The sequence below is a fragment of the Caballeronia insecticola genome, from assembly GCF_000402035.1.
GTDB lineage: Bacteria > Pseudomonadota > Gammaproteobacteria > Burkholderiales > Burkholderiaceae > Caballeronia > Caballeronia insecticola.
Genome location: NC_021287.1, coordinates 2,754,167 through 2,774,417 on the forward strand (window position 1 = coordinate 2,754,167; position 20,251 = coordinate 2,774,417).

The 20,251-nt window shown below is 64.6% G+C and carries 19 protein-coding genes; 9 read left to right on the forward strand and 10 right to left on the reverse strand.

What is annotated here, in order from left to right; genetic code table 11:
* Nucleotides 1–141: 141 nt before the first annotated feature.
* The 5 genes from glmS to BRPE64_RS12835 all read right to left on the reverse strand — a co-directional run bounded on the left by glmS (nucleotide 142) and on the right by BRPE64_RS12835 (nucleotide 5,734).
* On the reverse strand, nucleotides 142–1,959 hold the full coding sequence (glmS, locus tag BRPE64_RS12815) for a glutamine--fructose-6-phosphate transaminase (isomerizing) (protein ID WP_016346545.1): 1,818 nt from the start codon (nucleotides 1,957–1,959) through the stop codon (nucleotides 142–144).
* Nucleotides 1,960–2,040: 81 nt separating this feature from the next.
* Entirely contained in the window at nucleotides 2,041–3,405 is a 1,365-nt protein-coding gene (gene glmU, locus BRPE64_RS12820; protein ID WP_016346546.1) for a bifunctional UDP-N-acetylglucosamine diphosphorylase/glucosamine-1-phosphate N-acetyltransferase GlmU, read from the reverse strand.
* A 98-nt stretch (nucleotides 3,406–3,503) separates the two neighbouring features.
* On the reverse strand, nucleotides 3,504–4,457 hold the full coding sequence (ttcA, locus tag BRPE64_RS12825; protein ID WP_016346547.1) for a tRNA 2-thiocytidine(32) synthetase TtcA: 954 nt from the start codon (nucleotides 4,455–4,457) through the stop codon (nucleotides 3,504–3,506).
* Nucleotides 4,454–4,855 (reverse strand): dihydroneopterin aldolase, encoded by a 402-nt coding sequence (locus BRPE64_RS12830; RefSeq protein ID WP_044041674.1) that lies wholly within the window; start codon nucleotides 4,853–4,855, stop codon nucleotides 4,454–4,456. The genes ttcA and BRPE64_RS12830 overlap by 4 nt, the downstream gene beginning before the upstream one ends.
* A gap of 36 nt (nucleotides 4,856–4,891) precedes the next feature.
* Entirely contained in the window at nucleotides 4,892–5,734 is an 843-nt protein-coding gene (locus tag BRPE64_RS12835) for an SDR family oxidoreductase (RefSeq protein WP_044041676.1), read from the reverse strand.
* Between the two features lie 13 nt (nucleotides 5,735–5,747).
* On the opposite strand from BRPE64_RS12835, the gene BRPE64_RS12840 reads away from it, so the two are divergent.
* The 3 genes from BRPE64_RS12840 to BRPE64_RS12850 all read left to right on the forward strand — a co-directional run bounded on the left by BRPE64_RS12840 (nucleotide 5,748) and on the right by BRPE64_RS12850 (nucleotide 8,918).
* On the forward strand, nucleotides 5,748–6,953 hold the full coding sequence (locus BRPE64_RS12840) for a class I SAM-dependent methyltransferase (protein ID WP_044041678.1): 1,206 nt from the start codon (nucleotides 5,748–5,750) through the stop codon (nucleotides 6,951–6,953).
* A 9-nt stretch (nucleotides 6,954–6,962) separates the two neighbouring features.
* Entirely contained in the window at nucleotides 6,963–7,157 is a 195-nt protein-coding gene (locus BRPE64_RS12845) for a DUF2905 domain-containing protein (protein WP_016346551.1), read from the forward strand.
* A gap of 156 nt (nucleotides 7,158–7,313) precedes the next feature.
* Nucleotides 7,314–8,918 carry a tetratricopeptide repeat protein gene (locus BRPE64_RS12850; RefSeq protein WP_016346552.1) on the forward strand — a complete coding sequence of 535 codons (1,605 nt, stop codon included), beginning with the start codon at nucleotides 7,314–7,316 and terminating at the stop codon, nucleotides 8,916–8,918.
* 22 nt (nucleotides 8,919–8,940) lie between these two features.
* Here the strand turns inward: BRPE64_RS12850 and BRPE64_RS12855 are convergent, their stop codons facing one another.
* The 4 genes from BRPE64_RS12855 to BRPE64_RS12870 form a co-directional block, all read right to left on the reverse strand.
* Nucleotides 8,941–10,185, reverse strand: coding sequence for a multifunctional CCA addition/repair protein (locus BRPE64_RS12855; RefSeq protein ID WP_016346553.1), 1,245 nt, complete (start codon nucleotides 10,183–10,185; stop codon nucleotides 8,941–8,943).
* Nucleotides 10,182–10,802, reverse strand: coding sequence for a glutathione S-transferase family protein (locus BRPE64_RS12860; protein WP_016346554.1), 621 nt, complete (start codon nucleotides 10,800–10,802; stop codon nucleotides 10,182–10,184). The genes BRPE64_RS12855 and BRPE64_RS12860 overlap by 4 nt, the downstream gene beginning before the upstream one ends.
* A gap of 18 nt (nucleotides 10,803–10,820) precedes the next feature.
* Entirely contained in the window at nucleotides 10,821–11,777 is a 957-nt protein-coding gene (locus BRPE64_RS12865) for a complex I NDUFA9 subunit family protein (RefSeq protein WP_016346555.1), read from the reverse strand.
* A 114-nt stretch (nucleotides 11,778–11,891) separates the two neighbouring features.
* Entirely contained in the window at nucleotides 11,892–13,859 is a 1,968-nt protein-coding gene (locus tag BRPE64_RS12870; RefSeq protein ID WP_044042185.1) for a lytic transglycosylase domain-containing protein, read from the reverse strand.
* A 19-nt stretch (nucleotides 13,860–13,878) separates the two neighbouring features.
* On the opposite strand from BRPE64_RS12870, the gene BRPE64_RS12875 reads away from it, so the two are divergent.
* On the forward strand, nucleotides 13,879–14,520 hold the full coding sequence (locus BRPE64_RS12875; RefSeq protein WP_084675740.1) for a 5-formyltetrahydrofolate cyclo-ligase: 642 nt from the start codon (nucleotides 13,879–13,881) through the stop codon (nucleotides 14,518–14,520).
* 12 nt (nucleotides 14,521–14,532) lie between these two features.
* On the opposite strand, the gene BRPE64_RS12880 is transcribed toward BRPE64_RS12875, so the two are convergent.
* Nucleotides 14,533–15,045 (reverse strand): winged helix DNA-binding protein, encoded by a 513-nt coding sequence (locus tag BRPE64_RS12880; protein ID WP_016346558.1) that lies wholly within the window; start codon nucleotides 15,043–15,045, stop codon nucleotides 14,533–14,535.
* A gap of 184 nt (nucleotides 15,046–15,229) precedes the next feature.
* Between BRPE64_RS12880 and pxpB the strand changes: the two genes are divergently transcribed.
* From pxpB to BRPE64_RS12905, 5 genes are all read left to right on the forward strand, one after another.
* Complete coding sequence (pxpB, locus tag BRPE64_RS12885) at nucleotides 15,230–15,883, forward strand: 5-oxoprolinase subunit PxpB (RefSeq protein ID WP_044041685.1); 654 nt, start codon at nucleotides 15,230–15,232, stop codon at nucleotides 15,881–15,883.
* On the forward strand, nucleotides 15,880–16,920 hold the full coding sequence (locus tag BRPE64_RS12890) for a 5-oxoprolinase subunit C family protein (protein ID WP_016346560.1): 1,041 nt from the start codon (nucleotides 15,880–15,882) through the stop codon (nucleotides 16,918–16,920). Before pxpB ends, BRPE64_RS12890 begins: the two co-directional genes overlap by 4 nt.
* Nucleotides 16,921–16,987: 67 nt before the next feature.
* On the forward strand, nucleotides 16,988–17,737 hold the full coding sequence (pxpA, locus tag BRPE64_RS12895) for a 5-oxoprolinase subunit PxpA (protein ID WP_044042186.1): 750 nt from the start codon (nucleotides 16,988–16,990) through the stop codon (nucleotides 17,735–17,737).
* A gap of 137 nt (nucleotides 17,738–17,874) precedes the next feature.
* Nucleotides 17,875–18,594: a DUF969 domain-containing protein gene (locus BRPE64_RS12900; protein ID WP_044041688.1), complete on the forward strand. Its 720-nt coding sequence runs from the start codon at nucleotides 17,875–17,877 to the stop codon at nucleotides 18,592–18,594.
* Entirely contained in the window at nucleotides 18,591–19,547 is a 957-nt protein-coding gene (locus BRPE64_RS12905) for a DUF979 domain-containing protein (protein ID WP_016346563.1), read from the forward strand. The genes BRPE64_RS12900 and BRPE64_RS12905 overlap by 4 nt, the downstream gene beginning before the upstream one ends.
* Nucleotides 19,548–20,251: the final 704 nt, after the last annotated feature.

Below are 20,251 nucleotides of genomic sequence, written 5' to 3' on the forward strand. Positions count from 1 at the left end.
CACAGGTGGCTGTTCTAGTGTGTGGCGCGATCACGCCGCTATTCGTGGCGGCGGGCGTGTCGAAGCAACTCGGAGCGCGAAAAAAAAGCGCCTCCGAAGAGGCGCTTCTTAGCGAGAGATGAACGCGCAAACCTCGCGCTCTTACTCCACCGTCACCGACTTCGCCAGATTCCGCGGCTTATCGACATCCGTCCCACGCGCGCAAGCCGTGTGATACGCCAGCAACTGCAACGGCACGACGTGCAGGATCGGCGAGAGCGGCCCGTAGTGCTCCGGCATGCGGATCACATGAATACCGTCTTCGCTGACGATGCGCGTATCCGCATCCGCGAACACATACAACTCGCCGCCGCGCGCCCGCACTTCCTGCATGTTCGACTTGAGCTTCTCGAGCAGCGTATCGTTCGGCGCGACCGTCACGACGGGCATGGCCTCGGTCACCAGCGCGAGCGGTCCGTGCTTCAGTTCGCCCGCCGGATACGCTTCCGCGTGGATGTACGAAATTTCCTTCAACTTCAACGCGCCTTCGAGCGCAATCGGATAATGCAGCCCGCGTCCGAGGAACAGCGCATTTTCCTTGCGCGCGAACTCCTCCGACCACGCGATGATCTGCGGTTCCAGCGCCAGCACGCTGTTCAACGCCGCCGGCAAGTGCCGCAGTTGCCCGAAATAAGCCGCCTCCTGCTTCGCATTCACGTGACCGCGCATCTTCGCGAGCGTCACCGCGAGCACGAACAGGCCGACGAGCTGCGTCGTGAACGCCTTCGTCGACGCCACGCCGATTTCCGTGCCCGCGTGCGTCAGGAACGCGAATTCGGTCTGGCGCACCATCGCACTCGTCGCGACGTTGCACACGGCCAGCGTGTGCTTATGGCCGAGCGATTGCGCGTGCTTCAGCGCGGCGAGCGTATCGGCGGTTTCGCCCGATTGCGAGATGACGACGACCAGCGCCTTCGGATTCGGCACCGACTCGCGATACCGGTACTCGCTCGCAATCTCGACCTGCGTCGGAATCTTCGCGATCGATTCGAGCCAGTACTTCGCCGTCAGCCCCGAGTAATAGCTCGTGCCGCACGCGAGAATCAGCAGGCTGTCGATGCCCGCGAATACGTCGCCTGCGCCCGCGCCGAACAGCGCCGGATCGAAGTGATCGGCTTGCGGGATCGTGTCGGTGATCGCGCGCGGCTGCTCGAAGATTTCCTTCTGCATGAAATGCCGGTACGGCCCGAGTTCCACCGCGCCGCCGTACGCCGTCACCACGCGCACTTCGCGCTCGGCGGGCAGGCCTTCGCGATCAACGATCTTCACGCCGTCGAGCCCGATCTCCACGACATCGCCCTCTTCCAGAAACGCGAAGTGGTCCGTGCTGCCGGCAAGCGCGAGCGCGTCGGAAGCGAGGAAGTTCTCGCCCTGGCCCACACCGACGACGAGCGGCGAACCCTGGCGCGCGCCCACCACCGTATGCGGCTGATCCTTGTGGATCACGGCGATGGCATAAGCGCCGTGCAGTTGCCTGACGGCGTCGCGCACGGTCTGGAACAGGTCGCCGCGATACATGCTGTGAATCAGATGCGCGATGACTTCGGTGTCCGTCTGCGACACGAACTCGTAGCCTTTGCCCTTGAGCATTTCGCGCAGCGTCTCGTAGTTCTCGATGATGCCGTTATGCACGAGCGCCACGGTATCGCGCGAAAAAATGGGGTGCGCGTTGTCGGTGACGGGCGCGCCGTGCGTTGCCCAGCGCGTGTGCGCGATGCCGGTCATGCCGCTCAGATGCGTTTCGCGCACTTGCGCATCGAGATCCGCCACGCGCTCGACGCTGCGTGCGCGGCGCGGCTCGCCGTTGCTCAGCACGGCCACGCCGCACGAGTCATAACCGCGATACTCGAGGCGGCGCAGGCCTTCGACCAGCACCGGGACGATGTTACGTTGCGCTACCGCGCCGACAATTCCGCACATGGGCGTTCATCCTTCGAAACTTGCATTTGAAAACGCGGCATACGAGGCGCCGCGCGCGTCTGACTGAACGAAACGGCAGCCTTACGACTTCTTTTGTTTGACCGGGCGCACGTAGCCCGTACGGCTCACTTGCGTCTTCTCGTTGAGCACGAGTTCGCCGTCGCCCACGTCTTTCCAGACGGTCGTGCCCGCCGCGATCGTCACGCCGCGCCCGATGCGCACCGGCGCGACCAGTTGCGTATCCGACCCGACGAAGACATCGTCGCCGATAACCGTGCGATGCTTGTTCGCGCCGTCGTAATTGCAGGTGATCGTGCCCGCGCCGACATTCACGCGCGCGCCGATGTCCGAGTCGCCGATATAGGTGAGATGGTTCGCCTTCGAGCCGTGCCCGAGCACTGCATTCTTCACCTCGACGAAGTTGCCGACGTGCGCTTCGTCGCCGAGCGTGGCGCCCGGACGCAGCCGCGCGTACGGCCCGAGCACGACATTCGCGCCGGCCGTGGCGCCTTCGATATGCGTATAGGCATCCACGCGTGTGCCCGCGCCGATCACGGCATCGCGCAGCACGCAGTTCGGGCCGATTGTCACGTTGTCGCCGATCTTGACGTGTCCTTCGAACACGCAGTTCACGTCGATCGACACATCCGTGCCGCATTCGAGCGAACCGCGCACGTCAATGCGCGCCGGATCCATGAGCGTCACGCCCGCGTCGAGCAGCGCATACGCGACGTTGCGCTGATGCACGCGCTCCAGCTCCGCGAGCTGAATCTTGCTGTTCACGCCGAGCGTTTCCCATTCGGCGTCCGGCTGCGCGGTCACGACCTCGACGCCCGATTGAATCGCGCGTTCGACGACATCGGTCAGATAGAACTCGCCCTGCGCGTTGTCGTTCTTCAGCGAGGCGAGCCAGGTTTCGAGCGTGCGCGTCGGCGTGATGACGATGCCCGTGTTGATTTCCGCGATGCGCCGTTCTTCCTCGCTCGCGTCTTTCTGTTCGACGATCTTTTTAACTTTGCCAGCCGCGTCGCGCACGATGCGCCCGTAACCGGCCGGATCGGCGACGTTCACGGTCAGCACGCCGTAACGACCGGCGCCCGCGGCATCGATCAGACGTTTGAGCGTGCTTGCGCGCGTGAGCGGCACGTCGCCGTACAGCACGAGCGTAGGAACGGCGGTATCGAGCAGCGGCAAGGCCTGCTGCACGGCGTGGCCGGTGCCGAGCTGTTTGTCCTGGACGGCGAACTGGACGTCCGGCGCGCCGACGGCTTCGCGGACCTTCTCCGCGCCGTGTCCGACGACGACGACGAGCCGCGTCGGCGAGAGCGTGCGCGCGGTGTCGATGACATGCGCCAGTAGCGGCTTGCCCGCCAATGAATGAAGTACTTTCGGCAGAGCGGAGCGCATGCGCTTGCCCATGCCGGCAGCCAGAATAACGATGTTCATCGCGGAAAGCCTTGCTGGGTAGAACGAGCCGTCAATATATCACCGGGCTATTTGACGCAGTGCGGCAAAAGCCACGCTGTAGCCTTATATAACAACGGTTACAAGTCGTCGAACTGCACAATCGAAATGGATTTTGTCGGCGCTGACGGCTCGCTCGCGCACGGCTCCTCGTCGAACGCGATATCGCCTTGCGGATCGGCCTCGCCCGTCGCGCGCAGCCCGGCGAACGGGAACAGCGTGCTGTCCATCAGATGCGACGGCACCACCTTCGACAGCGCGTTGAACATGTTCTCCACGCGCCCCGGAAAACGCTTGTCCCAGTCGCGGATCAGCGCCTTCATTTCCGCGCGTTTCAGATTCGGCTGACTGCCGCACAGGTTGCACGGAATGATCGGGAATTCGCGCAGTTCGGCGTACTTTTCCAGATCCGTTTCCTTCACATAGGCGAGCGGCCGGATCACGACGTTCTTGCCGTCGTCCGATTGCAGCTTGGGCGGCATGCCCTTCAGCTTGCCGCCATAGAACATGTTGAGCAAGAGCGTCTGCAGGATGTCGTCGCGATGATGGCCGAGCGCGATCTTGGTCGCGCCGAGCTCGCCCGCCACGCGATACAGAATGCCGCGGCGCAGGCGCGAGCACAGCGAGCACGTCGTCTTGCCTTCCGGCACGAGGCGCTTGACGATGCTGTACGTGTCCTGATTCTCGATATGAAACGGAATGTCGAGCTTGCTCAGATACTCGGGCAGCACGTGCTCCGGAAAGCCCGGCTGCTTCTGATCGAGATTCACCGCAACAATTTCGAAGTCGATCGGCGCGCGCTCGCGCAGGCGCATCAGCACGTCGAGCATCGCGTAGCTGTCTTTGCCGCCCGAGAGGCACACCATCACGCGGTCGCCCTGCTCGATCATGTTGAAGTCGCCGATCGCCTCGCCGACCTGCCGCGCAATGCGCTTGAACAACTTGTTGTTCTCGTACGCTTCCTTTTGCTGGCGGCGGGTCATGGCCTCGCGCGCGGGCTTCGGGTCTTCGAGAATGTCTTCGCGCGCGTTCATGCTCGCTCCTCTTTGATGCGAAAGACTTCGACGCCCACCGCGTCGCAGTCGGGATAGACGTCCGGCTTTTCCGTCGACACGGCCACCGCGCGCACGTTCGGATGCGCGAGCAAGGCGGCGGCGACGTCGTCGCACAGCGTTTCCTGCAAGTGAATATGGCCGCGCTTCACGCGCGCCGCGATGGTCGAGCGCATGAAGTCGTAATCGACGACTTCGGCCAGCTTGTCGGCGACGGGCGTCGACAGCGCGAGCGGCACGAACAGCTCGACGTTGATCACGACGCGCTGCTCGCCGCGCTTCTCGAAGTCATGCACGCCGATATTGATGCGCACTTCGTAGTTGCGCAGAAAAAGCCGCCGGCAATCGGTCAGCCGGGGATGCGAAAGTGCGGCAAGCATGGTTTCATCCAAAAGTTAGTCGTGGCGCGCCGGAGCTTACGGCTGGCGCGTGCCGATCATGTACATCACGTCGCGCGGGCTCGGCACGAGATGCTGGCCGCCATCGACGACGAGCGTCGTGCCCGTCACGCCGTGCGCGTTCGCCAGATAGCAGGCGGCCTGCGCGACGTCCGCCACCGTCGATGCGCGATTGAGCGGCGTCACGCGATGCGCCGTCTCGAACGAGGCGGGCGTCTGCCCGGTCGAAATCAGCGTGAGGCCCGGCGCCAGGCCGACCACGCGCAGTTTCGGCCCGAGCGCCTGCGCCAGCGCGACCGTGGCGTTGTCGAGCGCGGCCTTCGTGAGCGTGTACGACAGGTAATCCGGGTTCATGTTGTACAGCTTCTGGTCGAGCACGTTGATGACGACGCCGCGCGCATCGGGGTTCTCCGCGGCGGCATCCGGCACGATGGCGTGCAGCATGCGCGCGAGCGTGAGCGGCGCGGCGACGTTGATCGCGGTCATCTCCAGCAGTTTCGCGTAGCCGAAGTCGGTGGCCGTGTCCTCGTCGAAACGCGACGCGCAGTTCACGACACACGCAAGCCCGCCGAACGCCTCGACGCACGCCGGCACCAGCCGTTCCACGTCCGCCTCGACGCCGAGGTCCGCGCGTAGCGCGATCGCGCGCTGCCCGAGCGCCTCGATCTCCGCGACGGTTTCCCGCGCCTCGTGCTCCGAGCCGCAGTAGTGCACGGCCACGTCCCAGCCCTGCCGCGCGAATTCGAGCGCGATGCCGCGTCCGATCCGCTTGGCCGCGCCCGTCACGAGCACGGCGCGCGCACGCGCAATGGAGCCGGAAGACGGCGAGTTGGCGGAAGAAACCGACGTGGATGCGCTCATTTACAATACTGGGATGAATCCGAATGCCCGACAATCCGATAGTTTACCTGCTCCGGGCGCCGACGCGCTCGCGCAGTCCGACGCGCTGGCCGACCTGATCCGCGGACGCATTGCCGCGGCGCGCGGCTGGCTGCCGTTCGACCTCTACATGGACCTCGCGCTCTACGCGCCCGGCCTCGGCTACTACGGCGGCGGTGCGATGAAATTCGGCCGTCTCGCCGACGACGGCAGCGACTTCGTCACTGCGCCCGAATTGTCCCCGCTTTTCGCGACGACGCTGGCGCGCCCGCTCGCGCAGGCGCTCCAGCAAAGCGGCACGCGCGAGCTGATGGAATTCGGCGCGGGCACCGGCAAGCTGGCGGCAGGCTTGCTCACGGCGCTCACCGATCTCGACGTCCCGTTCGACAGCTATTCGATCGTCGATCTGTCCGGCGAATTGCGCGAGCGCCAGCGCGAAACGCTCGCCAAAGAAGCGCCCGCGCTCGCCGCGAAGGTCAAATGGCTCGACGCGCTGCCCGACCGCTTCGAAGGCGTCGTGATCGGCAACGAAGTGCTCGACGCGATGCCCGTGCGCCTCGTCGTGCGCAAACTTGGCGCGTGGCACGAGCGCGGCGTCGTCGTGCTGAACGGACGTTTCGCGTTCGACGACCGGCCGATTACGCCCGACGCGCAAATCGAATTGATCGATGCCGCCATCGACGAATCCGCCGACGAACCCTTCGCCGAGTATCTGACGGAAACGCACGAAGCCGCGCTCGCCTTCACGAAAACCGTCTGCACGATGCTCACGCGCGGCGCGGCGTTTTTCATCGACTATGGATTCCCGCAGCGCGAGTTCTATCACGCCCAGCGCGCCGCCGGCACGCTGATGTGCCATTACCGGCATCGCGCGCACACGGACCCGTTTTTGTACCCCGGCTTGCAGGACATCACGGCGCACGTCGAATTCACGGGCATCGCGGAGGCGGGCGTCGAGACGGGCGCCGATCTGCTCGGCTTCACGTCGCAGGCGCGCTTTCTGATGAACGCCGGCATCACCGATGTGCTCAGCGAACTCGATCCATCGGATGTGCGGCGTTTCCTGCCGGCCGCGAATGCCGTGCAGAAGCTCTTGTCGGAGGCGGAGATGGGCGAGTTGTTCAAGGTGATCGCGTTTTCGCGCGGCATTCCCGGCACGCTCGACGCGTTCGCGGTCGGCGAGCGTTCTCACACTTTATAAGTCGCGATCATGATCCGCTGGCTGCTGACCACGTTCATCGCGCTCGCGATCCTCTCCGGCTCGATGCCGTGGCTCCGGAAGATCGGCATCGGGCGCCTGCCCGGCGACTTCACGCTGCGGCTCTTCGGGCGCGAGTATTCGTTTCCGTTCATGTCGACGTTGCTGCTGTCGATCATCCTCTCGCTGATCGCGCGGGCGCTCTGACGCGCGCATCCGGCGCCGTAGATTCGGACTGCGGCTAGGACGTTTCGCGTCCGTGGCTGACACAATCGCCCGGATCGGACGACGGCCGCCGGACGCCGGACGGGCCAATTCCCCGGCTGCGCGCCGTTGCCTCGACCCACGAGCGAGCGCCACACGATGACCGTACCCGGACAACACGCCATTTCCGCCGATCAGCAATATCGCTTGGCGGAAGCCCATTATCTGAACAATCGTTTCCACGAAGCGCTCGCCGGCGTCGATGCCGCTTGGCGCGCGCGGCTGGCGTCGCCGGCCTTGTGGAACGTCGCGGCTGCGTCGTTTCTCGCGCTCGGCAAAACGGCGGACGCCGAACGCTGCTTTCGCGAGGCCATCGCGATGCATCCCGGCTTCTGCCCGGCGCACTCGAATCTGGGCATGCTGCTGTCCGGCCAGCGCCGTTACGAAGAAGCCGAATCGGAGCTTCGCGAAGCGCTGAGAATCGACCCCGCGCACGTCGAGACGCACAACAACCTGGGCGTGATGTTCAAGGAGCAGGACCGGTGCGAAAAGGCCGAGGCCGCTTTCTCGCGCGCGCTCGAACTCAGGCCGGATTTCGCCGACGCCGCGCTGAATCTCGGCATGCTGCTCTGCGATCAGCGACGTTTCGCCGAGGCCGCCGCCGTCCTTCGCCGCCTGCAGGAACGGGACGCCCGGCATTCGAACGATGTCGATTTGCACCTCGGCATCGTGTTTCGCGAAGAGGGACGGCTTGCGGAAGCCGAGGCCGCGTTCCGGCGCGTGTCGGCGACTCATCCCCGGCATGCGGCGGCATGCGCGGAACTCGCGCATCTGCTGCTGCGCGCGGGGCGCTACGCCGAGGGCTGGACGCTGTATGAGTATCGCTGTGATGCGCGCCTCGCGCGGCGCAGTACGTTTGCGCCGGATCTGGATCTACCCCGGTGGCAAGGCGAACCGCTTGCAGGAAAGTCGGTGCTTTTGCCCTACGAGCAGGGATACGGCGACATGATCCAGTTCAGCCGCTACTTTCCGGTGCTCAAGGCGCTGGGCGCGGCGCACGTGACCGTCGCGTGCCCGGAGCCGTTGCATCGGCTGATGCAAGGCGCGCGCGCCGTCGATGCTGTCGTGAACAACGCGGCGCGGCTGGATGCCCGGCACTACGATGTCTGGACCTTCCCGCTCAGCATCCCGCTGCATGTCGGAACGACGCTCGGCACCATTCCCTCCGCCGCGGGCGTGATCTCCGCGGCAGAGGCCGATATCGAACGCTGGCGTCCGCTGCTGCAGCCGCTGTCGGGAATGAAAATCGGCCTCGTGTGGAAAGGCAGCGCGACGCATTCCAACGATCGTTTTCGTTCGCTGCCCGGACTCGCGTCGCTCGCGCCGCTGTGGTCGATTCCCGGCGCACGTTTCGTCAGTCTGCAGAAGGGCGCGGGCGAGGACGAGGCGCACAACCCGCCGCCTGCGCAGCCGCTTTTGCATGTCGGATCGGCGATGCAGGATTTCGCGGACACCGCCGCCGTGATCGCGCAACTGGATGCCGTCGTTTGCGTGGACACCGCCGTCGCGCATCTGGCGGGCGCGCTCGGCAAGCCGTGCTGGCTCCTCTTGCCCGCCCTCCGCACCGACTGGCGATGGATGCACGATACCGCGGTCACGCCGTGGTATCCGCACATGCGGCTCGTCCGTCAAACGACTTCCGAGAACTGGACTGCGCCCGTCGAAACAATACGCGCGGCGCTGGCAAGCGAAGCGGGCTGCTGAGTCGACGCGTAAATTCGGCCCGTCAGGCGCGGACGTCGTGCAACGCCGTCTTCACCGCATCGACGCGCGCGTCGTGCACGGCGTCCTTGATCTTCGACGGCTGATCGGCGTATTGCTGCGCGACCGCGCCCGCATCGACGGATCGCGCCGCAACGAGTGCCTCGCGCAAGCGCTCCGCCTGCGGATAAGGCTGCTGCTCCAGACCGAGCCTGCCGCGCGCATCGGCGACGCAGGCCTGCAACGCTTCGGCGAAGCGCGCCGGTTTGCGCAGCGCATCGGCGCGTTCGAACAGCCGCACCAGCGCGGCCGCGCCCGCCTCCATCACGCGATGAATATTGCCGTGTTCGCGCGCGACCAGCACCGCCAGATCGCGGCATTCGTTCGGCACGCGCAGACGCTCGCACAGCGGCCGGAGCAAATCCACGCTGCGCCCTTCATGCCCGATATGACGCGGGAGAATGTCTTCCGGCGTGGTCGCCTTGCCGAGATCGTGCGTGAGCGCGGCGAAGCGCACCGGCAGCGCGTAGCCTTGCGACGCCGCGTAGTCGAGCACCATCATCACGTGCACGCCGGTATCCACTTCCGGATGATAGTCGGCGCGCTGCGGCACGCCCCATAGCGCATCGACTTCGGGCAGGATGCGCACGAGCGCGCCGCAGCCGCGCAGCACCTCGAACATGCGCGACGGCTTCTTTTCCATCAGTCCGCGCGACACTTCCTGCCACACGCGCTCGGGCACGAGCGCATCGACTTCGCCGGCGGCGACCATCTTTTTCATCAGCGCATCGGTTTGCGGCGCGACGGCGAAATCCGCGAAACGCGCCGCAAAGCGCGCGAGCCGGAGAATGCGCACCGGATCTTCGATAAACGCATCGCCCACATGCCGGAACAACTTGCGCGCGAGATCGGACTGGCCGTCGTACGGATCGATGACCGGACCCGTCAGCTCGCCCGACGGCGTGACTTCGCGCGCCATCGCGTTGATCGTGAGATCGCGCCGCGCGAGGTCTTCTTCGAGCGTCACGTCCGGCGAATAGTAGAACTGGAAGCCGTGATAGCCGGCCGCCGTCTTGCGCTCGGTGCGCGCGAGCGCGTATTCCTCGTGCGTCTGCGGATGCAGGAACACGGGGAAATCTTTGCCCACCGGCCGATAACCCTGCGCCACCATCTGCTCGGGCGTCGCGCCGACGACTACATAATCGCGATCCACCACCGGCACGCCGAGCAATTCATCGCGGATCGCGCCGCCCACGGCGTAGATGTTCATTGCGTTTCCTCGCGCGCGCCGTCGATCCAGGCCGCGACCGCGGGCAGTGCCGTGATGCGCTTCGCATACGCGCGCGACGTCTCGCTCAGTTTCGGCCCGTAGGAATTGAAGCGCATGACGACCGGCGCGAACATCGCATCCGCAATGCCGAACTCGCCGAACAGAAACGGCCCGCCCGACTTCGCGAGACATTCGGCCCAGATCGCCTCGATGCGCGCGATGTTCGCCAGCACGCCCGGCGTCGCGCCCGTGCCCGGCGCGTGCTTCGTGATTTCCATCGGCATGTTCTGGCGCAGATCGGCGAAACCGGCGTGCATCTCCGCGCTGATGCTGCGGGCGCGCGCGCGAATGGCGGCATCGCGCGGCCACATGGCGTGTTCGGGATGCAACTCGGCAATCGTCTCGATGATCGCCAGCGATTCCCACACGGCGTCGCCCGCCTCGGTGACGAGGCACGGCACCTTGCCGGACGGCGATACGGCGAGAATGTTCGCTTGCGTATCGTGGCGGCCGAGGCGGATCAGCACTTCGTCGAACGGGATGCCGAAATGCTTGAGCAGCACCCACGGACGCATCGACCAGGAAGAATTGAGCTTGTCACCGATAACGAGTTTCATGCAGTCGAAATCAAAAATTTAACGATGCGCAGTTGCGCGGAAAGAGTTGAAGCGCGAGCGCGACGAGTTGCCCGTGAGATACAGCGGCGCGATCGCCTCGATGCTCGCCGGTTCCTCGATACCGAGTTCCGGCGCAAGCGGCCCGCTCGCGATGTTCGGCGTTTTCATCGAATCGAGATTGTCGCGCGAAAGGATAGGCTCGCCGGGCGCCAGTTCCATGGTCATCGCCTGAAGGCGGCCGAGGCTCTCCGGCAGCTTAATGATGCGCGCATGTTTGCCGATGGTCGCGCCCGCGAAACGCACCAGTTCCGCCAGCGTATAGACGCCCGGCCCCGCGAGTTCGTAGACGTGGCGGTTGGCGGCGTCGAGGTCGAGCACGTTGACCATCGCCTTCGCGACGTCGCCGACGAACACCGGCTGGAACTGGGCGTCGGCGCAGGCGAGCGGAATCACCGGAAACACGCGCTCCAGAAACGCGAACTGGTTGAGCAGATTGTCTTCGGGACCGAAGACGACCGAGCTGCGAAAGATCGTCCAGTCGAGGCCGGATTCGCGCACGATCTTCTCGCCGTCGCCCTTGGAGCGCAGATACATGCTCGGTCCGTCCGAATCGGCGCCGATCGCGCTCATGTGCAGCAGGCGCCGCACGCCTTTCGCCTCGCACGCGGCGGCAATCTTGCGCGGCAGTTCGACATGCGCGCGGGCAAATTCGGGCCCGTAGGGTTCGCCGCGCCGCCCTTGCAACACGCCGACAAGATTGATCACCGCATCGGCCTGCTCGACGAACGCAGCGAGTTGCAGCGGATCGTGCACATCGGTTTCGATGACATCGACGGGCAGCAGCGTGAGATGCGCGGCGTTGGCGCGCCGCCGTGTCGCGATGCGCACTTTCTTGCCGAGATCGACGAGCGCGTTGACGAGATGACTGCCGATGAAACCCGAACCGCCGATCAGCGCTACATGTTGGTGTCGCATATTCGCCTCTTGGTCACGGCTTGACGGATGCGGTATCGGAACGGCGGGCCGAAAAGAGAACGCCCGCGCGTCTTATCAGGAGACGCGCGGGCGTGAAGTTACGCTGCGAAGGCGTCAGGGCGCGATATAGCCCAGACGCGCCTTCAACGACTGCGGACGGCCTTCGAACAACGCGGCGTAGTAGACGGTGTTCGACAGCACGTTCTTCACGTAATCGCGAGTCTCGGTGAACGGGATAGTTTCAGCAAAAACCGCGCCCTCCACGGGTGCGCGCAAGTCCTGCCGCCACTTGGTCGGCCGGCCCGGCCCGGCGTTATAGCCGGCGGTGGCGAGCACGGGCGAGTTGTCGAATTGATTGTAGATCATCGACAGGTAATTCGTGCCGAGCAGGATATTGGTGTTGATGTCGTTCATCTGCTCGCGCGATACGGGCCCGAGGCCGATCTTCTTGGCCACGAGTTGCGCCGTGCCGGGCATCAGTTGCATGAGGCCGCCCGCGCCCACTTCCGAACGCGCGTTGATGATGAAACGCGATTCCTGGCGAATCAGCCCGTACGCCCATTCGATGTCGAGACCGGTGGTCTGCGCATCTCGCTCGACGATATCGCGGAACGGCGACAGATAGCGCAGCGTGAAATCGTGCTCGCTCTTCGTCTTGTCGGCCGTGTTCACAGTGCGGTCGAACATTTCGATGCGCTTCGCGTACTGCGCGGCGGCGATCAGCTGACGGTCGGTCATCGTGCGCAGCGGCCAGTTCCATTCGCGGTTGCCTTCGAGCCGCATGTTCAGCGCGTAGAAACGCTGCGACAGTGCGAAACCCGGCACCGACTGCATCTGCGCGATTTCGGCGTCCGAGACGGTCGTGCGCGGCGGCACGTTGATCTTCTGGCCGAGTTCTTCCAGCGCGAGTTGGCCGTAGAAGTTGTATTGATCGGCGATGGTCTGGAATTCCTGATTCGCCGTGGCCGCGTCGCCGGCCTGCTTCACGGCGCGCGCGTGCCAGTAGACCCACGAGGGCTGCGCGCGCAACGTGGGCGGCATCTGCTCGATGGACCAGCGCACCATGTTCCAGTCGCCCGCGAGCAGCGCGCTGCGCGTGCGCCACTCGTACGCCGGATTCGACAGCTGCGCATTCGCCGACAGCCGGTACCAGTCCGCTGCCGCCGGCATGCGCTTGAGCGCCGCCTGATAGCCGATGGTGCCCCAGCCGGTCGCGCGCTCGGCGGGCGTAAGGCTCGGCGCGACGGAACTGAATGTGGCCGCGGCCATCGCCGGATCGTTGCGGGCCATGCGCGTGATCGCGAGCAGCGTCAGCTGATGCGCGGGCGTATTCGGCATGACGCCGCGCGCGAGATAGAGCGGCGGCTTGTTGACGGCATCGTCGAGCAGCGTGCCTTTCGGCTTTTCCTGCCCGAGCGCCTCGACGATATTCCCGCCCGTCGACGTGTAGTTCTGCTCGTAGGCCAGGCGGATTTGCTGCCAGATGTCGTCGCTCGTGAACTGGCCGGACTCCGCGAGCGCGCCGATCAGATCGACGCAGCCGTCGCCGTACCATTTCGGATCGACGAGCAGCGCGCGCGCCGCATCCGCGACGTTCTCGCCGTGCGACAAGCGTGCTTCGAGCGCGTAGCACTTGACCTGCGTGTCGTCGTTGAGCACGAAACGGGGATATTGCTGCTCGAAGTTTTTCCAGTCGTGACGGCCGCCGAGCACGACGAGATAATCGTTGCGCATGCGGTCGGCGATCGCCTGACCGTCGTAGCGTTGCAGGAACGAGAGCACGGGCGCGTCGGGCGCGTCGATGCGCGCGTGGCCTTGCGAGTCGAACAACTGCGGCTTGAGCGTGAAGTATTCGACATAGCTCGGCGCCGGATAATCCGGAATCTGCGCGGCGAGCGCGGCGGCTTTGCCTGCGTCGTTCGTGCGTGCGGCGTCGCGCAGCTGCAGGAAGATGCGGTCGTCGGGCGACGGCGTGAGATCGGCGTCGGGACGAACGGCGGAAGCCGTTCCGCAAGCGACGAGCGTCGCGGCGGTCAAGGCAGCACCGACCGCGAGATATACTCGGTTGAGGCGTTTTGACATCGTTATTTCTGGAGCGCGAATGGTCTTGAAGCAGGTCTTGAGATCGGAGGAAAGCATAGCACGCAACGTTTCCGCGAAACCCCGGAGCGCGCCGAAAAGCGAGCCGAAAAGCGCCTTGCGCGCGACGTTGCTCGCCACGCGCGAAGCGCAGAGCGAGCAGGCGGATCACGTCGCGCGAAGTGAGGCGCTCGCGCGCCGTCTCGAAGCGCTGATCGCGCGGCATGATGTGCAGTGCGTCGGGTTCTACTGGCCGGTCGCCGGCGAGTTCGATGCGCGCGATGCCCTCGCCCGCTGGCTCGCCGCCGAACCGACGCGCACGGCGGCGCTGCCGGTCGTCGTCGAAGCGCACGCGCCGATGGCTTTTCACGCGTGGCACGCCAGCGCGCCAATGAAAACAGGCCGTTACCGGATTCCCGTGCCTGCTGAGGAACGCGTCGTGGTTCCGGAACTGCTGCTGATTCCGTGCGTGGGTTTCGACGCCGAGCGTTATCGGCTGGGTTACGGCGGCGGCTACTACGACCGCACGCTCGCCCAGTGGCCCGGCGCGCGGCGGCCGGCGACCATCGGCATTGCGTTCGAGGCGGGCAGATGCGGCACGTTGCCGCGCGAGGCGCACGACATGCCGCTCGACGCAATCGTTACCGAATCGAAGGTTTATTAGCGGCGGGAGAGATCAGAGCGACGCCGCAGCGCGCGCGGCGGTGTCGTAGAGACCGGACGCATTGCGCATCAACTGGGCGGCCTCGCCGATCTGCTCGTTGCTGAGACCGCTCTCGCGCAACGTCGCGATAAGACAGGCCTCGCGCACTTCGCGATATTTCCCGCACAATTCGCGCCCTGCCGGCGTCGCCGAAAAGAACACTTCCTTGCCCGTCTTCTCGCTTTTCACATAGCCGCGCGCGACGAGTTTTTTGAGCGCATACGTGGCAACGTGCGTGTCCTCGATATTCAGCACGAAACAGATGTCGGCCAGCTTTTTCTTGCGATCGCGATGGCTCACGTGATGCAGCAGTGACACTTCCACCGCCGTCATGTCCTTCGCGCCCGCCGCCGACATGCAGCGCACCATCCAGCGATTGAACGCATTACCCGCCATGATGAGGCCATATTCGAATTCCGACAGTTCCGCGCTGCTTTCGGAGACGAGATGCTCGGACGACACGATCTTGGTGGGATGGCGCGGCATGGTTCTTGAAGGTTAAAAAGTGCGTTGGAGTGTAGCGCAAGGCCATTTCGACAAGCACGCCGCGCGCCTTGGCGAAAACGTTAATTGATAATTTCTTGATAATTTATTGACAATGTAACATTCTGCGACGACGCAAGACTCACCCGACGGGCGAAATTTGCGGGTCGCAAAGGCAATCAAAGGCATGACAAAACCACGTATTCATCCGCTGGGCGACACCGCGCTCGTGTGCGAAGCCGCGCCGCCCGCCACGCTCGACTGCCAGCGCCGCATCTGGGCGCTGGCGGAGCATGCGCGCCTGATGCCGCACGTCGTCGAGGTGGTGCCGGGCATGAACAACCTGACGATCGTGTTCGATCCGCTCGCGGCGGACTACGAAACGCTCGCCGCGCAGCTCGAAAGCGGCTGGGACGCCGTCCAGACGATCGACGCGGACAGCGCCGACATCGAGATTCCGGTGCGCTACGGCGGCGCCGACGGCCCCGATCTCGCGGCGCTGGCCAAGCACACGGGCTTGTCCATCGACGAAGTGGTGAAACGCCATACCGCGGCGGAGTACATCGTGTTCTTTCTCGGCTTCAAGCCGGGTTTCGCGTATCTCGGCGGGCTCGATCCCGCGCTGCACATGCCGCGCCGCGCCGAGCCGCGGCTCGAGGTGCCGGCGGGCTCGGTTGGCATCGGCGGCGAGCAGACGGGCATTTACCCGGCGGCTTCGCCGGGCGGCTGGCAGTTGCTGGGACGCACCGAACTCGCGCTCTTCGATCCGGCCAGAAATCCGCCGACGCTGATGCAGCCCGGCGACCGCGTGCGCTTCACGGTGCTGGAGGTACGCGCATGATCGACGTCATTCGCGCGGGCGTGCTGACTTCGGTACAGGATCTGGGACGCCACGGCTATCGACATCTCGGCGTGAGTTCGGGCGGCGCACTCGATGCGCTGTCGCTCGAAGTGGGCAACCGTATCGTCGGGAACCGGCCGGATGCGGCGGGCATCGAGGTGACGTTCGGGCCGACCGTGCTGCGCTTCAAACATGCGACGCGCATCGCTATCGCCGGGACGGATTTCGGCGCGACGCTCGACGACCGGCCAGTCTATTCGTGGTGGAGCCTGCCGGTACGCGCGGGGCAGGAACTGACGCTGCGCGCGGCCAAGCGCGGCATGCGCGCCTACGTGTGCATTGCGGGCGGCATCGACGTCCTGCCGATGCTCGGCTCGCGCTCGACCGATCTCGCCGCGTGTTTCGGCGGACTCGGCGGACGCGCGCTGCGCGACGGCGACCGTCTGCCGGTCGGCGTGCCGCAGCCGCACAAGGGCATCGCGTTTTCGCCGGAAGAACCCGCGTTCGGCGTGAAAGCGCCGGCGTGGTGCAAGTTCGTGCTCGTCGACGAACCCGTGCGGCGTGGGCGCCATGCGCCGAGCCTCGCGTGGGCGCCGCCGATCCGCGTGCTGCGCGGCCCCGAGTACGAGAGTTTCAGCGAACAGGCGCAGCGCGATTTCTGGAACGACGAATGGACGATCACGCCGAACAGCAACCGCATGGGCTTTCGTCTCGCGGGCACGGCGCTGGAACGCAGCCAGAAGATCGAGTTGCTGTCGCATGCGGTGTTGCCGGGCACGATCCAGGTGCCGCCGAACGGCCAGCCGATCGTCCTGATGGGCGACGCGCAGACCACGGGCGGCTATCCGAAGATCGGCGCGGTCATCAAGGCGGATTTGTGGAAGCTCGCGCAGGTGAGGCTGAACGGCGGCGTGCGCTTCGTCGAAACATCGGTGGAAGAGGCGCGCCATGCGCTCGCGGACGAACGTCAGTATGTGAGTCAAGTGGAAACCGCGATCGCCATGCACGAGGAACGCATTGCACGCGCCGGCTCGTGAACCGGAAGCCGCGCGACGGACGCGGCGCATCACCCTCAACATTCAACGAATGACTGCAAACAACATCATGGAAATCGATCTCAATGCCGATCTCGGCGAAGGCTGCGGCTCCGACGAAGCACTGCTCGATCTCGTGAGTTCCGCGAACATCGCGTGCGGCTGGCACGCGGGCGGCGCTACCGCGATGCGCGACTGCGTGCGCTGGGCCGTCGAAAAGGGCGTGGCCATCGGCGCGCATCCGAGTTTCAACGATCCCGAGAATTTCGGCCGCAGGGAAATGGACCTGCCGCCCGAGGAAATCTACGCGGGCGTGCTGTATCAGCTGGGCGCGCTCTCGGCGATCGCGCAGGCGGAAGGCGGGCGCATCGCGCACGTGAAGCCGCACGGCGCGCTCTACAACCAAGCGGCGAAAAGCACCGAAATCGCCGATGCCATCGTTTCCGCCGTGCACGACTTCGATCCGTCGCTGCTCGTGTTCGGGCTTGCGAACAGCGGGCTCATCGAGGCGGCGCGGCGCGCGGGGCTGATCGCGATCGAGGAAGTGTTCGCGGATCGCGGTTATCGCGCGGATGGTTCGCTCGTGCCGCGCAAGGAGCCCGGCGCCTTGCTCGACGACGAAAACCTCGTGCTCGACCGCACCCTCGCGATGGTGCGCGAGCAGCGCGTGCAGGCCGTGTCCGGCGAATGGGTGCCGCTCAACGCGCAGACCATCTGCCTGCACGGCGACGGCGCGCACGCGCTGGAATTCGCCCGGCGCATTCGCGATGCACTGGCGGACGCGGGCATCGAAGTACGCGCCGCGCACGCCGCCGCCTGACGCGATTCATCGAAGATCGAACGCCCCGCCTAGCCGGGGCGTTTTAGCAAGCGGCCACGAAAGACCTGACAAGAGCCGCATGTTGTGAAACCACGCGCCCGGTTCGAGGCGTGACGTCTGACTTGTTTGGAGAACTCATGGCAGATTCCGTCAACTTATGGCCGCTCATTGGCGTGGCCGTCATCATCGTGGGCTTCGTGCTGCGCTTCAATCCGATGCTGATCGTCGCGGCTGCGGCGATCATCACCGGTTTTGCGGCACATTTTCCGGTCGAGAAGATTCTGACCGCGATCGGCAGCGGCTTTCTCAAGACGCGCAATATTCCGCTCATCATCCTGTTGCCGCTCGCGGTGATCGGCCTGCTGGAGCGTCACGGACTGCGCGAGCGGGCGCAGATGTGGATATCGAGCATCAAGGCGGCGACAGCCGGGCGGCTGTTGATCGTCTATCTGTTCGTGCGCGAGATCACGGCGGCGGTCGGCCTGACCGGGCTCGGCGGCCATCCGCAGATGGTGCGCCCGCTGCTCGCGCCGATGGCCGAAGGCGCCACCGAAGCGCGCTACGGCAAACTCTCCGACGCGACGCGCCAAAAGCTGCGCGCGTACTCGGCGGCGACCGACAATGTCGGCCTGTTCTTCGGCGAGGACATCTTCGTCGCGTTCGGCGCGATCGTGCTGATGGTCACGTTCCTGAAGGAAGCGGGGATCGTCGTGGAACCGATGCACGTCGCGGTGTGGGGCATTCCCACCGCGATCTGCGCGTTCCTGATCCACGGCTTCCGCCTGTGGCTGCTCGACCGCAGGCTCGCGCGCGAACTCGACGCCCTCACGCGCAACGTCGCCGGAGAAAAAGCATGACGCTCACGATCAACTATCTGTTCTATCTCGTCGGCATCATTCTGCTGGTGGTCGGCGGCATGATCATCACGGACAAGTCGCATCCGAAGCGCGTCTCCGCGGGCGGATTCTGGCTGATCTACGCGCTGATTTTTCTTGTCGGCGACTGGCTGCCGGTCACGGTAGTCGGCGTGCTCGTCGTGGCGATGGCGCTGATCGCGGGACTCGGCGGCGTGACCGGCGCGAAGCCGAAGATGCTCGCCGAGCAGACGCGCCGCCAGAGCGCCGTGCGACTCGGCAACAAGCTGTTCGTGCCTGCGCTGACCATTCCGGTCGTCACCGTGATCCTCACGCTCGGCGCGAAGTATCTCGTGTTCGGCGGCGTGCCGTTGATCGAGCTGAAGAACGTGACGCTGATCGGCTTCGGCGTCGGCTGCGTGATCGCGTTGGCGATTGCGTGCGTGATGACGCGCGATACCGTCGGCCAGTCGATGCGCGAGACACGCCGTCTGATCGACGCACTTTCCTGGGCCGCCGTGCTGCCGCAGATGCTTGGCATGCTCGGGCTGGTGTTTTCGGACGCGGGCGTGGGCAAGGCGGTCGCGCACGTGACGACGGCCTACGTCAACATGGATTACCGGATCGTCGCGGTCGCGGTGTATGTGATCGGCATGGCGCTCTTCACGATGGTGATGGGCAACGGTTTCGCCGCATTCCCGGTGATGACGGGCGGCGTCGGCGTGCCAATTCTGGTCGGCGTGTTCCACGGCAATCCCGCGACGATGGCCGCAATCGGCATGTTTTCCGGCTACTGCGGCACGCTGATGACGCCGATGGCGGCGAACTTCAACATTGTGCCGGCGGCATTATTGGAATTGCCCGACAAGAATGCGGTGATAAAAGTTCAAGTGCCGACGGCGGTGACGCTTTTGGTGGTGAATATTATCTTGCTTAATTGGTTGATGTTTATTTGATGCCGCGAATCACATCGCTTACCGCAAAAAATATCCAGCGATCAAGCCCCGATTCTGAGAAAGCCTGAGGGTCAAGGCTTCCCTGACCGTCCGCGCTTCTCAACGTCCCCTCCCCCGTGCCAAGGCGTGCGCCGCCTTGGCACGCGCATCGTCGCTCATATGACAGCGCGCGATCCAAGCGCCCGCGCGTAGCTTGTGACAGCAACATTCGCGGATTTTTTGCCTTCACGCAGTATTTTCAAGCAAGCGCGAAGCGAGTAACACATGTAACTTTCAGTAAGTTATCCTCATTTAATATTCCGCTAGGACTGGGACTAAATAGCTGCCCCGGCGCTGGACACGCTCGCACGTTGATACTCAAAATGCGCTTCCTAAGTGGTTGGCAAGAGGCAATTTACGCTTTCGTTTAGGCAACAAAGTGCTCGACGTGCCGCCTGCTGCTTTACGTTCGCCGAACGCTGCAAATCAAATTCTCCTTTCGAGTGCGATTCGTTCGCAATTCCTTTGCCGATCAAATCGGCCGTCTCGCGACCCATTCATTTCGAGGCGCATATGCAAAGGCCCAATCGTAAAAATTGGCGCAATTGGACTGCGACTTGTTCGTTGCGATTGCTCTTTGGCTAACTGATGTTGGTGTCTGTGATGACTTGTGTCCTGTTGCTGGTTGCGTTGGCAACTTCGTATATTTTTGTTTCGTTGACAGT

Bases quoted from the DNA above. Each gene is read 5' to 3' on its own strand.
- glmU (WP_016346546.1), bottom strand. From the start codon at position 3,405: ATGAACATCGTTATTCTGGCTGCCGGCATGGGCAAGCGCATGCGCTCC.
- BRPE64_RS12890 (WP_016346560.1), top strand. From the start codon at position 15,880: ATGATCGACGTCATTCGCGCGGGCGTGCTGACTTCGGTACAGGATCTG.
- BRPE64_RS12880 (WP_016346558.1), bottom strand. From the start codon at position 15,045: ATGCCGCGCCATCCCACCAAGATCGTGTCGTCCGAGCATCTCGTCTCC.
- BRPE64_RS12905 (WP_016346563.1), top strand. From the start codon at position 18,591: ATGACGCTCACGATCAACTATCTGTTCTATCTCGTCGGCATCATTCTG.
- BRPE64_RS12850 (WP_016346552.1), top strand. From the start codon at position 7,314: ATGACCGTACCCGGACAACACGCCATTTCCGCCGATCAGCAATATCGC.
- BRPE64_RS12900 (WP_044041688.1), top strand. From the start codon at position 17,875: ATGGCAGATTCCGTCAACTTATGGCCGCTCATTGGCGTGGCCGTCATC.
- BRPE64_RS12840 (WP_044041678.1), top strand. From the start codon at position 5,748: ATGAATCCGAATGCCCGACAATCCGATAGTTTACCTGCTCCGGGCGCC.
- BRPE64_RS12835 (WP_044041676.1), bottom strand. From the start codon at position 5,734: ATGAGCGCATCCACGTCGGTTTCTTCCGCCAACTCGCCGTCTTCCGGC.
- BRPE64_RS12830 (WP_044041674.1), bottom strand. From the start codon at position 4,855: ATGCTTGCCGCACTTTCGCATCCCCGGCTGACCGATTGCCGGCGGCTT.
- glmS (WP_016346545.1), bottom strand. From the start codon at position 1,959: ATGTGCGGAATTGTCGGCGCGGTAGCGCAACGTAACATCGTCCCGGTG.
- BRPE64_RS12860 (WP_016346554.1), bottom strand. From the start codon at position 10,802: ATGAAACTCGTTATCGGTGACAAGCTCAATTCTTCCTGGTCGATGCGT.
- pxpA (WP_044042186.1), top strand. From the start codon at position 16,988: ATGGAAATCGATCTCAATGCCGATCTCGGCGAAGGCTGCGGCTCCGAC.
- BRPE64_RS12865 (WP_016346555.1), bottom strand. From the start codon at position 11,777: ATGCGACACCAACATGTAGCGCTGATCGGCGGTTCGGGTTTCATCGGC.
- BRPE64_RS12845 (WP_016346551.1), top strand. From the start codon at position 6,963: ATGATCCGCTGGCTGCTGACCACGTTCATCGCGCTCGCGATCCTCTCC.
- pxpB (WP_044041685.1), top strand. From the start codon at position 15,230: ATGACAAAACCACGTATTCATCCGCTGGGCGACACCGCGCTCGTGTGC.
- BRPE64_RS12855 (WP_016346553.1), bottom strand. From the start codon at position 10,185: ATGAACATCTACGCCGTGGGCGGCGCGATCCGCGATGAATTGCTCGGC.
- ttcA (WP_016346547.1), bottom strand. From the start codon at position 4,457: ATGAACGCGCGCGAAGACATTCTCGAAGACCCGAAGCCCGCGCGCGAG.
- BRPE64_RS12870 (WP_044042185.1), bottom strand. From the start codon at position 13,859: ATGTCAAAACGCCTCAACCGAGTATATCTCGCGGTCGGTGCTGCCTTG.
- BRPE64_RS12875 (WP_084675740.1), top strand. From the start codon at position 13,879: ATGGTCTTGAAGCAGGTCTTGAGATCGGAGGAAAGCATAGCACGCAAC.